Genomic DNA, 13,105 nt, shown 5'->3' on the forward strand with positions numbered 1-13,105 from the left:
ACCGCTATGAAACTATCCGCACTCCTTGTATGTATCGCGCTGCTCGCCGGCCCGCTCGCGGCGAGCGCCGCCGGGATGGAGGACGACCTGCTCGCCATCCAGCAGCGTTGGGCCGTTGCCAATTACGATACCGCCAAGGAAGCGCAGGCCAAGGCCTTCGAGGAGCTGACCCGGGATGCACGCCGCTTCGCCGCAGACTATCCGGACAAGGCCGAGCCGCTGATCTGGCTCGCCATCGTCCTCAGCTCGGATGCCGGCAAGACCGGGGGCATCAGCGCGCTGGGCAAGGTCAAGGAGGCACGCAAGCTGCTGGAGCAGGCCGAGGCGATCGATCCCAAGGCCCTGGATGGTTCGATCTATACCTCGCTCGGTTCCCTGTACTACCAGGTTCCGGGCTGGCCGATCGGCTTCGGCAACGATGCCAAGGCCGAACTCTATCTGCGCAAGGCGCTCACGCTGAATCCGAACGGCATTGATCCCAATTTCTTCTATGGCGATTTCATGCTCGAGGAAGGCAAGCCGGCCGAGGCCGTGCGCTACCTGGAGAAGGCGCAGGCGGCGGCGCCCCGACCGCACCGGGAACTGGCGGACAAGGGACGGCAGCAGGAAGTCGCCGCCAAGCTGCAGCTGGCGCGCAGCAAGCTCTGATCGACCACCTGAGCGGGAATCGCACGATGGAAAACAAACGCATAATCATTACCGGTGCCGGCGGCGGCATCGGCGGGGAACTCGCCCGGCAGCTGGTACAGGCCGGTGCCCGGCTGCTGCTGGTGGATCTCAATGAACAGGCCCTGGCGGCGCGCCGGCAGTCGCTGGACCCGGCGCGCATCCACACCCTGGCCGCCGATATCACCGCGGCGGACGCACCGGCGCGTATCGTCGAAACGGCGCGCGAACGTCTCGGCGGGATCGACATCCTGATCAATTCCGCCGGCATCAATCCGTTCGGCGTCTTTGCCGAGCAGCCGGCCGGACTGATCCAGAAGACGATCGAGATCAATACGCTGGCACCCATGCTGCTGACGCGGGCGGTGCTGCCGACGCTGCTGGCGCAAGGCGCTGGTCAGATCGTCAATGTCGGTTCGGTCTTCGGCAGTATCGGCTTCGCCTGGTTCTCGGCCTATTCGGCCAGCAAGTTCGCCCTGCGCGGCTTCTCGCAGGCGCTGCGCCGGGAACTCGCGGACACCGGTATCGACGTGACCTACGTGGCGCCGCGTGCCGTTCGCACCGGGATAAATTCGCAGCAGGTCTACGACATGGCCAAGGCGGTCCGCATGAACTTCGACGCGCCGGAAGCGGTCGCGCGCCGCATCGTGGCGGCGGTGCGCAGTCGCCGGAAAGAATGCTATATTGGCTTCCCTGAGTCGTTGTTTGTACGAATCAACGGGTTGCTACCGGGGCTGGTGGACAGGGCGCTGCGCAAGCAGAATCACCGTGCGCGCGAATTCGCTGCCCGGACGGGGTGACCGGGGATGACCAGAGCCGCTACATGCAAATACTGCTGGTGGAAGATGACCTGTCGCTGGCCGATGGACTGCAGCGCGCGCTGAAGCGGGAAGGCTTCACCGTCAATCATGTCGACCGCGGCAAGGCAGCGCTGCTGGCCGTCGACACGGACACACCCAACATCGTCATCCTCGACCTGGGCCTGCCGGACATGGACGGGCTCGATGTCCTGCGGGCCATCCGCCACAGCGAGGCCAACCCCCTGGTCATGGTACTGACCGCCCGCGACACCACGGCCGACAAGGTGACCGGCCTGGACCGGGGCGCGGACGACTACCTCGCCAAGCCGTTCGAGATGCCGGAGCTGCTCGCCCGGCTGCGGGCGCTGGAACGCCGGGTGAGCGCGGTGCGCAGCAGCGAGATCGCGCTCGGCCCGGTGGTGCTCGACACGTCGACCCACCAGGTCACCGTGGCAGGCCGGCAGGTGGAGTTGCCGCGCCGCGAATTCATGCTGCTCAAGCTGCTCATGGAAAATCCGGGCCGGATACTCTCGCGCGAGAGCCTGGAGACCAAGCTGTACGGCTGGGGCGAGGAGGTCAGCAGCAATTCGGTGGAGGTGCATATCCACCACCTGCGCAAGAAGATTACGCCGGATTTCATCAAGACCGTGCGGGGTGTCGGTTACACGGTAAACAAGCCGTGAGTTCGATCCGCATCTTCCTGGTCGTTGCCCTGTTGGCGACCATGACGCTGACGGTGTTTCTTTCCGCATTGCATGGCTACCGCGCCAGCATGACCGAGGCACAGACGCTGTTCGACACCAAGCTGGCCGATGCCGCGCACCTGCTGGCCGCCACCCATGATCCCGAGCGGGCGGTCGGCGGACAGTACGAGCTGGACCGGCTGTTCGCCTTCCAGGTTTGGCAGGACGGCGTACTCAGGCAGCGTTCGGCCAATGCCCCGCTCGTTCCCATCGCGCGCCTGGAGCAGGGGTACGGCTACAACAATTTCGGCGATTACCGCTGGCGCACCTATGTCATGGCCGAGCCGTCGACACGGCGCTGGATCATCACCGCGGACCGTGTCGATGTGCGCAACGAACTGGCCGAGTACGTGATACTCAAGTCCGTCGTCCCGGTGGTGGTCGCGTTGCCGCTGGCCGGCCTGCTGATCTGGTTCGTGGTCGGTTACGGCCTTGCGCCGCTGCGCCGGCTGGCCGTGCGGCTGCGCGACAAGCGCGCCGACGACCTCGGCCCGCTGCCCGTCGAAGCGCAGCCGCAGGAGCTGCTGCAGGTGATCACCTCCATCAACGACCTGCTGCGGCGGTTGGATGCCTCGTTCCAGCGCGAGAAGCATTTCGCCGCCGACGCCGCGCATGAGCTGCGTACCCCGCTCAGTGCGATGAAAATCCATTTGCACAACCTTGCCCGCGACCTGCCCGGGGAGAACCACAACCTGAGCCAGCTCGAAACCGCGACCTCGCGCATGCAGAACGTGGTCGAGCAGATCCTGGCCCTGTATCGCACCACGCCCGACGAACTGATGATGCGTTTCGAGCCCGTCGATCTGCATGCGCTGGTGCAGGACTTTATCGCGCGCAAGTATGCCCGCTTCGAGGCCAGGCAGCAGCAGCTGGAGCTCGATGGCACGCGTGCCTGCGTGCCGGGCGACCGTTTCGCGCTCGAGACGCTGCTCCAGAACCTGCTCGACAATGCCGGCAAGTACACCCCGGCCGGTGGCAGGATACAGGTCTCCGTCCGCCCTGAAGGGGCGCGCATCGTGCTGCAGGTGCAGGATTCCGGTCCCGGTATACCCGCCAGTCAGTACGAACGCATCTTCGACCGCTTCTACCGCCTGGGCGGGGACCAGCATACCTCCGGTGTCATCGGCTGCGGCCTCGGCCTGTCGATCGTGAAGCACATCGCCGAACTGCATCATGCCGGTATCACGCTGGGTGAATCTGATTTCGCCAGCGGATTGTCCATCAGCGTCTCGTTTCCTGCCTGCGACCCGGAGTCGGCACGCAGCCTGCCTGTCCACAGCGGCGAGGCATACGCATGAACTCCGCGCGCAGCCTGCTCGCCGCACTCGCGCTGCTGGCCACAGCCGGCACGGCGGCGCCGGCGCGGGCCGACAAACCCGAGTTCACCATCGAGATCCGCAACCACCTGTTCTGGCCAGCCGAACTGGTCATCCCCGCCCAGACCAAGGTGAAACTGCTGGTGCGCAACACCGACGCCACGCCGGAGGAATTCGAGAGCTATGAACTGAACCGGGAAAAGGTCATCATGGGCGGGCGCACCGGCGTGATTTTCATCGGTCCGCTGGCCCCGGGCGAATATCCGTTCTTCGGTGAATTCCATCCCAAGACGGCGCAGGGCAAAGTGATCGCCAAATGAGGTGCCGCCCATGCTGCTGACATCGGTCATCATCGTACTGCGCGAGGTGCTCGAGGCGGCGCTGCTGATCAGCATCCTGTCGGCGCTGTCCGTTGCACACGGCATCAGGCGCGGCTGGATCGGCTGGGCGCTGCTGTGCGGCATGACGGCCGCCGTCGGCCTCGGCTATGGTATCGATACGGTCTCGGCCTGGTTCGATGGCGTGGGGCAGGAGGTCAGCAGCGCCGTGCTGCAGTTCGGCATCTACGCGCTGCTGCTGCTGTTGCTCGTGCTGCTGGGACGACCCGGCGCCGGCGGGCGCGAGATACGGTTGTGGGGCGTGCTCATGGCGGCGGTTGTCGCCCTGGCGCTAACCCGCGAGGGCTTCGAGGTGCTGGTCTACGTGCTCGGATTCGCCGGCAGTCTGAAGCAGCTGCTGGTCGTGCTGCTCGGCTCCGCGATCGGTGCCGGCATCGGTATCAGCATCGGCGCCCTGATCTATTATCTGCTGCGCAGCCTGCCGCGTCTGCCCGCGCAGGCCCTGGGACTGGTGCTCGTCGTGCTGGTGGCGGCCGGCCTGCTGTCGCAGGCGGCGCTACTGCTGATCCAGGCCGACTGGCTGCCCGCCCAACTGCCGCTCTGGGACAGTTCCGCCCTCATCGGCGAGGATACGGTGACCGGACAGCTGCTGTATGCCATGATCGGCTACGAGGCCACACCCACCGCCATCCAGGCGGGTTTCTATTTCGGCGGCGGGGCGCTGATGCTGGCCGCCGGTCTGTTCTCGGTCCTGCGCCACCACAACATGCTGCAACACGCAGCGGGTTCGGGAGCACCTTGAGTATGCAGGCCGCACGCGCGCTCGCCTGCCTGCTGGCGGGCAGCATGATTCTCCTGGCGCACCCGCAGCACGCGTGCGCAGACGGCAGCGTCATCGACAAGATCTATCACCCCTACGTCCAGCCGATGGAACGGGAGCTGGAGCTGCGCGCCACGCTGGAAGAAGGCGGGCACGCGCGCCTGCCGGACCGCCAGACCTGGCGCCTGGGCTACGGACAGGCGCTGACCGACAACTGGTTCGGCGAGTTGTACCTGATCGGGGAACAGGACGGCCTGCATTCCTTCCGCCTCAGCGAATACGAGGTCGAGGCGCTGTGGCAACTGACCGAGCAGGGGCAATACGCCGCTGACTGGGGGCTGCTGTTCGAATTCGCGACCATGGATTCCGCTGACAGGAACGAACTGGCGACCACCCTCCTGGCCGAGACCCAGTGGCAGCGCTGGACGGGAACGGCGAACCTGTCCCTGGCCTACGAGTACGGCAGCGACATCGCCAATGAACTGGATTCCGAACTCGCGCTGCAGGCGCGCTACCGGCTGTCGAAATCGCTGGAACCGGCGGTCGAATTCTACGGCGGGGAAGGGGTGCTCGCGCTGGGACCGATCCTCATGGGTGACCTGCGCCTGGGCGCCGGTCGGCAGCTGCACTGGGAAGGCGGGCTGCTCGTCGGCCTGAAGGACGCCACGCCCGACCGCAGCTACCGGTTGCTGCTGGAGTACGAATTCTAGCTGTTCGCCGCGGGCATGCCGGCTGCGCAGCGGACGTGCATGTCAGTCGCCGCCCGCAACGGTGGTCAGACCCAGTATCTCCCAGTCCTGCATGCCGCCGCGGTACCACTTGAGCTTGTCGGCCGGGTAGCCGAACTTGAGCAGATTGAGGATATTGTTTGGCGACTGTCCGCACCACATGCCGTTGCAGAACAGCACCAGCGTCCTGGCCTGGCTGAAATCCCACAATCCCTCCTGCTCCTTGACGTTGAAGCGGCCGGTCAGGATCTCGCCGATCGAGATCGGATCAGCCCCCATGGCCGGGTTGAGCGCGGTCCAGGGGATGTTCACCGCGCCCGGGATGGTGCCTTGTTTCACCCACTCCGGCGTGCGTGAGTCAACGACGAGCACGCTGTCGTCGCCTGCAGCGATCCTGCGGAGGTAGTCGAGCACCTCGAGCTCGCCGATCGTCGCCACGCCCGGCGCCAGCGCCGCCGGCTGGATGCAGAAGGGCGGGCATTTTCTCGAGGTCCTGGCAAATGCCGGGACGACCGTGTTGTCCTGGTTCTGGTTGCGCGTGATGCTGATTTTCCTGCCCGCGTGCAGGACCTCCACCGTGGCGAGCTCAGGCGTGATCTTCACGGCCAGCTCATCGGCCGCCCAGGCTGCGGCAGGCGCGCTGGCTGCGGTCAGGATCACCGCGGCACCCGCAAGCTGACGGATCGATTGCATGGGCTACTCCCTGGATGCTGCAGCAGGCGCCCGTGCTAGCCTGCCAGCGCGGTCTGCATGACATGTCTGCCGTGCAGTGCGCGCCGGTCCTCGTAGGCCTGCCTGGCAATCCGGATATCCTCCAGGAAATATCCGAGTTCGTCCATGTGCAGGGCCTGCGGCCCGTCGACGAGCGCCTTGCTCGGGTAAGGATGGAAATCGACGAGGACCATGTTGGCACCGGCGATGACGCCTTGCGCCGTGACATGGAATACGTCGAGGATGCCGTCGCTGTCCGCATCCCTGGACCCTACCGAATGCGAGGGGTCGATGCAGACCGGCATGCGGGTCAGGCGGTGCACGACGGGCACATGCGCGAAATCGATGAAGTTGCGGTGCGGGTCGCCCATATTGGTCTTCATGCCGCGCAGCCCGAAGATCACCCGCCGGTTGCCCTCGCTGGCCAGATACTCCGCCGCGTTCAGCGATTCCTCGAGCGTGATACCGAAGCCGCGCTTCATCAATACCGGGAATTCGGGCTCGCGGCCGATCGCCTTGAGCAACTCGAAGTTCTGGGTGTTGCGGGTGCCGATCTGCAGCATCACGCCGGTCGGATGCCCCGTCTGATCGAGCGCCTCGTGGATTTCGCGGACATGCGAGTCATGGGTGACCTCCATCGCGACGACCTTGATGCCGTACTTGCCGGCCAGCTCGAATACCCAGGGCAGGCAGCTCTTGCCGTGACCCTGGAATGAGTAGGGGTTGGTGCGGGGCTTGTAGGCACCCATGCGCGTGCACTGCTGCCCGTGGTCGCGTAAAGCCTGCAGCATCAGCTCCACGTGTTCGCGTGTATCGACCGCGCACAGGCCGGCGAACACATGCAGGTTGTCCTGCCCGAAGCGGATCCCGTTGTAGTCGAACCAGGTCGGGCGCTTGTCGTCCTGGTGTCGCCCGAGGACGCGGTATTCCTCCGACACGCGCACCACGCGTTCGACGCAGGGCAGGCTGGCCATGTCCTCGATCTGCAACTTGGCCGTGTCGCCGATGAGGTAGATCTCGGTCAGTGTCTGCTGGGTACCCTTTTCGTCATGCACGCGGGTGTGGATGTTCTGCAGGTTGGACAGGAACTCCAGCAGCTGGCGGTATTCCGCGCCATCCTTGTCGGTATCCGGGGACAGTATGAGTATCATTGACGTTATCCGTGGTGACAGTTTGAAAAAACACTACCACGATTGATTTCAACTGCCTACCGCCGTCATGCCGGCCCGCGGCAGATCCGATTGCAGTTGCAGCACGGCAGCCCAGCGGCGGGGATGCACGGGGATACCCCGCCGTGCGTCAGCAGCGGAAGCGTGCGAGCAGCTCCTGGTAGGCGTCGATGCGGCGGTCGCGCAGGAAGGGCCAGCTGCGCCGTACCTGTTCGGTGCGCCCGAGGTCGACCGCAACGACCAGTGTCTCCGGGGCGTCGCTGCCGGCCTGGGCCAGAATTTCGCCCTGCTGGCCGAACACGCTGCTGCTGCCCCAGAATCTGATCCCGGCGCTGCCGCCGGACGGGTCCGGCTCGTGACCGACCCGGTTGCAGACGAGCACCGGCAGGCTGTTGCTGACGGCATGGCCGCGCTGCACGGTGAGCCAGGCCTCGCGCTGCCGTGCCTGCTCCTCGCTGCTGTCATCGTAGTCCCAGCCGATCGCGGTGGGGTAGAGCAGCAGATCCGCACCGGCGAGCGCCATCAGGCGTGCCGCCTCCGGATACCACTGGTCCCAGCATACCAGCACCCCGAGCCGGCCCACGCTGGTATCGATCGGCGTGAAGCCGAGATCGCCGGGCGCAAAGTAATATTTCTCGTAGTAGCCGGGGTCATCCGGGATGTGCATCTTGCGGTAGCGTCCGGCGATGGAGCCGTCGGCATCGAGCACCACTGCAGTGTTGTGGTACAGCCCGGCGGTGCGGCGTTCGAACAGCGATGCCACGATCACGATGCCGTGCTGCTGCGCCAGTGCGCCGAGCCGCTCGGTGCTCGGCCCGGGAACGGGTTCCGCCTGATCGAAGTTGGCGGCATCCTCGACCTGGCAGAAATAGGTACCCCGGTGCAGTTCCTGCAGCAGCACCAGTTGCGCGCCGCCGGCGACGGCCGCCTCGATACCCGCGATGCTCGTCGCGAGATTGGCCTCGCGGTCGGTAGTGCAGCCGTGCTGTACCAGTGCAACCTTGAGTATCCTGTCGTTCATCTCACTCGCTCGCTGCCTTGAGGACGCCTGCGGGAAGCTGCATTGTAGCGCAATGCAGGCTGCCGAACTGCTGGATCAGTGGCAGGCAGTTGATCCGGACGATGCTGCGGCCGGGAAAGCATGCCTGCAGCCGCTGTGCGGCCACGTCATCGGCCGGGTCGTCGTAGACCGGCAGCAGTAACGCACCGTTGATCACCAGGAAGTTCGCATAGCTCGCCGGGAGGCGGCTGCCATCGACTGCGTGCACGGCGCGCGGCAAGGGCAGCGGGACCAGCCGGTAAGGCGCGCCGGCCGCAGTGCGGAATGACTGCAATTGCCGTTCCATGGCGGCCAGCGCTGCATGCTGCGGATCGTCCGCATCGGGGCACTGGGTGTAGGCAATGGTCTGCGCATCGCAGAATCGCGCCAGCATGTCCACATGCGCGTCGGTATCGTCGCCGGCCAGCTCCCCGTGGTCCAGCCACAGTACCCGTTCGATGCCCAGATGCTCGCGCAGCGCGGACTCCAGCGCCACCCGGTCCAGGGTCGGGTTGCGGGTCGGCGCGAGCAGGCAGCGCGATGTGGTCAGCAGGCTGCCCGTGTCGTCGACGTCGATGCTGCCGCCCTCCAGCACCAGCGGAATGCGCCGGCACGCGAGCGTACCGAATACGCCGGCAGCATACAGACTTCCGGTCACGGCATCGTCCAGCGCAGCGCTGTATTTGTCGCCCCAGGCGTTGAACGCGAAGTCCAGCAGCACCGGTTTGCCGTCCTGCCGCACGCAGAGGGGGCCGTAGTCGCGGACCCAGGTGTCGTTGGTGCGGACGCAGATCAGGCCGGCGCGGTCAGGCGGCACGCCGGCGGCGTCCAACCGTGCCTGCACGTGCTGCCGGTGTTCGCTGTCATAACAGATCACCAGCAGGTGTTGCTGTGCGGTCACGGCGCGTGCGAGCGTGTCGTACACGGGCTCGATCGCGGTCAGCAGGGGTTGCCAGTCGGAATGCCGGTGTGGCCAGGTGAGCAGAACCCCGGACTGGGGCGCGAATTCGGGAATCAGCATGGGCACCGTAAAACAAATAGCCGGTCGAGAGACCGGCTATCATAACCCAGCGATCGCGCTGCGGGTTACTGGCGGTGTACGACGGAATGCACCACCAGATCGCGTTCGAAGATGACCGAGAAGCCGTCGTAGTCCCAGCGGGTGATCGGTGGCTGGAGCGGACCGCCGTTGACGGACACCGTGGGCTGCTCGATCACGGGCTCGCCGAACTGCGCGCGCACGCTGGCCATGTTCAGCCCCGAGCGCGGCGTCGGAATGGACGGCGCGGACCCGATACTCTCCATCAGCAAGGTGTCAGCCGCAACCGGCCCGCAGAGGGTCAGGGGCAGCGCCAGTGTCAGCAGCAATGTGCGCAGAGGGTTCATAGCTAACTCCTTGGTTACCTTGGTCATTTACATTACGGACCGGGTGCCGGCACTATAGCATCCGGTCCTGAAAACCTAAAGCCCATATTTGAATATAATGTGATTGAAATCACCAACCTGCGTGTAGCCAGTCAGGCTATCGGCGGGGCTGTGCGATTACTGTACACAGGAGCGTTCGTATTACCCACCCCGTCACACATCGCTTCGCGGTCGCGCCCATGCTGGACTGGACCGACCGTCACTGCCGCTATCTGCACCGCCTGCTCAGCCGGCACGCGCTGCTCTACACGGAGATGGTGACCACGGCCGCGATCCTGCACGGGCAGCGCGAACGCCTGCTGGGATACGACCCGGCCGAACATCCCGTGGCACTGCAGCTCGGTGGCAGCGATCCCGCGGCGCTGGCGGCCTGCGCCGCAATCGGTGCGGATTTCGGCTACGACGAAATCAATCTCAACGTGGGCTGCCCCAGCGACAGGGTGCAGTCCGGACGCTTCGGCGCCTGTCTCATGGCGGAGCCAGCCCTGGTGGCGGAATGTGTGGCGGCGATGCACGCTGCCGTGCGCATTCCCGTCACCGTCAAGACCCGCATCGGCATCGATGAGCACGACGATTACGCACTGCTGGCCGCCTTCGTGGAGCAGGTCGCCGCGGCCGGCTGCCGGCGCTTCATCGTGCATGCCCGCAAGGCCTGGCTGCAGGGTCTGAGTCCGAAGCAGAACCGCTGCGTGCCGCCCCTGCGCCACGAGGTCGTGTGGCGGCTCAAGCAGGATTTCCCTCACCTGGTTATCGTCAGCAACGGCGGTATCGCGTCCCTGGATGCCGCGGCACAGCAACTGCAGCGGGTCGACGGGGTCATGCTGGGCCGGGCCGCCTATCACGATCCCTATCTCCTGGCGGCCGTTGACCAGCGCCTGTTTGCGGATCCGCATCCCGTTCCCACCCGTGCCGGGGTGGTCCAGGCCATGCTGCCGTATATCGAGCGGGAACTGCAGGCCGGGACGCTGCTCAAACACATCACCCGGCACATGCTCGGCCTGTTCCAGGGTCAACCCGGCGCACGCGCCTGGCGCCGGGTACTGAGTTGCCAGCCGCGCGGCGGCGCGGCGGGTCCCGAGCTGGTCAGCGCGGCACTGGCGCAGATCCTCACAGACGGCGCGGGGCGTGAACCGAGACAGCGACATGGATGAACTCAGGGCCAAGCGCACAGCCACACCGCATGTGCTCGCCACGACTGCGGATCTGCGGTGGCTGCGGCACACCGGCGCGGGGGCGTTGCGGGCGCGTGCCGCAGCGCGGTTAGCATGAACCCGGCACTGCGCCGCGGGCTCGTGCTGTGTCTGCTGCTCGCCGCTACCGGCGCCGCGTATCACTGGCGCGGCCAGCTGTCCGCCGAGTCCCTGACGGCATGGGTCGGGGGGCTCGGTATGCTGGCACCTGTGGCGTTCATCGCCGGCTATGCCATCGCCACGGTGTTGTTCCTGCCCGGGCTGTTGTTCACCCTGGCGGGCGGTGCCCTGTTCGGACCGGTCTACGGGACACTTTATAACCTGACCGGCGCGACCCTGGGCGCCACGCTGGCGTTCCTGACCGCCCGCTACCTGGTCCACGACCTGGTCGCACGACGTGCCGGCGGCCGCCTGCGCACGCTGGCCGAAGGGGTCGAGCAGGAAGGCTGGCGCTTCGTTGCCTTCGTGCGCCTGGTGCCGCTGCTGCCCTTCAACCTGCTCAACTATGCCCTCGGCCTGACGCGTATCCGGCTGTCACATTACGTGATCAGTACCTTCATCTTCATGGCACCCGCCGGCGCCGCCTACACCTATCTTGGCTATGCCGGCCGCGAACTGGCCGGAGGCGGCGAGGACGTCGTGCGCAAGGCCCTGCTCGCTTTGGCCGCGGTTGCGAGTCTCGCGTTCGCCTCGCATCTGCTCCTGCGTCGCAGGCGCAGCGGGTAAGCGCCGTGTCGCGCCGGCAGGACCTCGTGATCATCGGCGCCGGGCCGGCCGGACTGGTTGCGGCCAGCGTCGCCGGACAGCTCGGCCTGCGGGTCACGCTGGCGGAAAAATCGGACCGGCTGGGCGGTGACTGCCTGCATACCGGTTGCGTACCCAGCAAGACCCTGCTGCACCTGGCGCAGACGGTCCACACCGCCCGATGTGGCGTTCGGGACGGCCTGTTCGCATCCATGCCGGACGTGGATTTCGGTGCCGCAGTCGACCGTGTCCGGGCCGTCATCGAACAGATCCAGCAGCACGACGATCCGGAGCGTTTCCGCGGCTACGGCTGCGACGTACGCTTCGGTCACGCGCGCTTCGTCGGACCGCACGCGCTCGCGATCGGGGACGAGGTCATACGGGCACGACGTTTTCTCATCGCCACCGGTTCCAAGCCCGCGATTCCGCCGATCCCGGGGCTGGAGGAGGCAGGCTTCGATACCAGCGACACGATCTTCAGCCGGCGCGAGCTGCCACGGCGCCTGGCGGTCCTCGGCGGCGGCCCGATCGGGGTGGAACTGGGACAGGCCTTCGCGCGCCTCGGCGCCCGGGTCACGCTGGTCGAACAGGCCGCACGATTGCTGCCGGCGCATGATGCATCCAGCGCCGCCGTGCTGCAGGAGGTGCTGACGGGTGAGGGTGTCAGCGTGCATGCCGGTGCCGCGGTCCACTCGGTGCGCAGCGACGGCGGCAGCCGGCAGCTGCTGCTTGCCGACGGCACCACGCTGGAATGCGACCGCATCCTGGTGGCGGCCGGTCGGCGCCCGGCACTGGCCGCGCTCGGACTCGAGGCGGCCGGCGTGCAGCATGACGGCCGCGGCATCGGCGTCGATGCCAGGCAACGCACCTCGCGCCGTCACATCTACGCGGCGGGGGATGTCTGCGGCCCCTATCCGTTTACCCACATGGCCGAGTACCAGGCCGGGATCGCGCTGGCGAACATGGTATTCCGGTTTCCGCGGCGGGCGGACTACCGGGTCGTGCCGCGGGTCGTCTACACCGATCCGGAAGTGGCCAGCGTCGGCCTCGATCCGCGGGAGGCGCAGGCGCGGGGCATCCGCTATGATACGGCGGAATTTCCGCTGCGTGAGCTCGACCGTGCCATTACCGCCGGTACGGCTGCCGGCTTCTGCCGGCTGCTGATCCGCAAAGGCCGCCTCCTCGGCGCGAGCATCGTCGCGCCGCAGGCGGGTGAACTGATCCACGAACTTGCGCTGGCCATGCGCGTCAATGCCAGGATACGAGACATCAGCGAGCTCATTCATGCCTACCCGACCTATGCCCAGATCCACCGGCGCACCGTCAATGCGCACTATGCGTACCTGCTGCGCTCGCGCCGCTTGCGCTGGCTCGCCTGGGGCCTGAACCGGCTGCTGCCCTGAGCCAGGACGAGCA

15 protein-coding genes are annotated in these 13,105 nt (G+C 66.3%); 10 read left to right on the plus strand and 5 right to left on the minus strand.

Going from position 1 to position 13,105, the window contains the following annotated elements; translation table 11 throughout:
• Positions 1–6 precede the first annotated feature (6 nt).
• From R3F42_01005 to R3F42_01035, 7 genes are read left to right on the plus strand one after another with little or no spacing between them, the layout of a single operon-like run.
• Positions 7–648 carry a hypothetical protein gene (locus R3F42_01005; protein ID MEZ5540601.1) on the plus strand — a complete coding sequence of 214 codons (642 nt, stop codon included), beginning with the start codon at positions 7–9 and terminating at the stop codon, positions 646–648.
• 26 nt (positions 649–674) lie between these two features.
• A complete protein-coding gene (locus R3F42_01010) occupies positions 675–1,466 on the plus strand; it encodes an SDR family oxidoreductase (GenBank protein MEZ5540602.1) in 792 nt (263 codons plus the stop codon).
• Positions 1,467–1,489: 23 nt separating this feature from the next.
• Entirely contained in the window at positions 1,490–2,149 is a 660-nt protein-coding gene (locus R3F42_01015) for a response regulator transcription factor (GenBank protein MEZ5540603.1), read from the plus strand.
• Entirely contained in the window at positions 2,146–3,507 is a 1,362-nt protein-coding gene (locus tag R3F42_01020; protein MEZ5540604.1) for an ATP-binding protein, read from the plus strand. Before R3F42_01015 ends, R3F42_01020 begins: the two co-directional genes overlap by 4 nt.
• A complete protein-coding gene (locus tag R3F42_01025; GenBank protein MEZ5540605.1) occupies positions 3,504–3,845 on the plus strand; it encodes a cupredoxin domain-containing protein in 342 nt (113 codons plus the stop codon). Before R3F42_01020 ends, R3F42_01025 begins: the two co-directional genes overlap by 4 nt.
• A 10-nt stretch (positions 3,846–3,855) precedes the next feature.
• A complete protein-coding gene (locus R3F42_01030) occupies positions 3,856–4,665 on the plus strand; it encodes a hypothetical protein (protein ID MEZ5540606.1) in 810 nt (269 codons plus the stop codon).
• Between the two features lie 2 nt (positions 4,666–4,667).
• Entirely contained in the window at positions 4,668–5,393 is a 726-nt protein-coding gene (locus R3F42_01035) for a hypothetical protein (GenBank protein MEZ5540607.1), read from the plus strand.
• Between the two features lie 42 nt (positions 5,394–5,435).
• On the opposite strand, the gene R3F42_01040 is transcribed toward R3F42_01035, so the two are convergent.
• From R3F42_01040 to R3F42_01060, 5 genes are all read right to left on the minus strand, one after another.
• Positions 5,436–6,104 (minus strand): rhodanese-like domain-containing protein, encoded by a 669-nt coding sequence (locus tag R3F42_01040; protein ID MEZ5540608.1) that lies wholly within the window; start codon positions 6,102–6,104, stop codon positions 5,436–5,438.
• A gap of 35 nt (positions 6,105–6,139) precedes the next feature.
• Positions 6,140–7,273: a 3-deoxy-7-phosphoheptulonate synthase gene (locus tag R3F42_01045; GenBank protein MEZ5540609.1), complete on the minus strand. Its 1,134-nt coding sequence runs from the start codon at positions 7,271–7,273 to the stop codon at positions 6,140–6,142.
• A gap of 148 nt (positions 7,274–7,421) precedes the next feature.
• On the minus strand, positions 7,422–8,312 hold the full coding sequence (locus R3F42_01050) for a carbon-nitrogen hydrolase (GenBank protein MEZ5540610.1): 891 nt from the start codon (positions 8,310–8,312) through the stop codon (positions 7,422–7,424).
• A gap of 1 nt (position 8,313) precedes the next feature.
• On the minus strand, positions 8,314–9,351 hold the full coding sequence (locus tag R3F42_01055; protein MEZ5540611.1) for an agmatine deiminase family protein: 1,038 nt from the start codon (positions 9,349–9,351) through the stop codon (positions 8,314–8,316).
• 65 nt (positions 9,352–9,416) lie between these two features.
• Positions 9,417–9,716, minus strand: a complete 300-nt coding sequence (locus R3F42_01060; GenBank protein ID MEZ5540612.1) for a hypothetical protein — start codon at positions 9,714–9,716, stop codon at positions 9,417–9,419.
• 179 nt (positions 9,717–9,895) lie between these two features.
• Here R3F42_01060 and dusA point away from each other — a divergent pair, with 179 nt between their 5' ends.
• From dusA to R3F42_01075, 3 genes are all read left to right on the plus strand, one after another.
• Entirely contained in the window at positions 9,896–10,906 is a 1,011-nt protein-coding gene (dusA, locus tag R3F42_01065; GenBank protein MEZ5540613.1) for a tRNA dihydrouridine(20/20a) synthase DusA, read from the plus strand.
• A gap of 114 nt (positions 10,907–11,020) precedes the next feature.
• A complete protein-coding gene (locus R3F42_01070; GenBank protein ID MEZ5540614.1) occupies positions 11,021–11,671 on the plus strand; it encodes a TVP38/TMEM64 family protein in 651 nt (216 codons plus the stop codon).
• Positions 11,672–11,676: 5 nt separating this feature from the next.
• Positions 11,677–13,092, plus strand: coding sequence for an FAD-dependent oxidoreductase (locus tag R3F42_01075; GenBank protein ID MEZ5540615.1), 1,416 nt, complete (start codon positions 11,677–11,679; stop codon positions 13,090–13,092).
• Positions 13,093–13,105 lie beyond the last annotated feature (13 nt).

Source organism: Pseudomonadota bacterium (assembly GCA_041395565.1).
Lineage (GTDB): Bacteria > Pseudomonadota > Gammaproteobacteria > UBA9214 > UBA9214 > UBA9214.